General features: G+C 71.4%; 1 protein-coding gene. It reads left to right on the forward strand.

The window, feature by feature from the left end; translation table 11 throughout:
* Nucleotides 1-255: maltotransferase domain-containing protein (locus IEZ03_RS17435; protein ID WP_189241213.1), on the forward strand; the 255-nt coding region annotated here is incomplete at both ends.

Genomic DNA, 255 nt, shown 5'->3' on the forward strand with positions numbered 1-255 from the left:
CCAGATCAAGGTCCCCCGCGGCCAGGACGCCGAGCTGATGCTCACGGAGGGCATCGCGCTGTTCAGGCGTGCCGCGCGAGGCGCGTCCCCCGAGGACCGGCGCACGCTGGCCCGCCTCATGCGCGTCATGTCGGACGAGGACGCGGACATCCTCGAACGGCTCGCCGCTGCCGGGGAACCGGATGTGGCGGATGTGCTGGAGCGGCATCCGCTGCGGGACCTGCTGACCCTGAGCGAGTGGTATCCGCTGACGGT

It is taken from the genome of Actinomadura livida, assembly GCF_014648675.1.
Classification (GTDB): domain Bacteria; phylum Actinomycetota; class Actinomycetes; order Streptosporangiales; family Streptosporangiaceae; genus Spirillospora; species Spirillospora livida.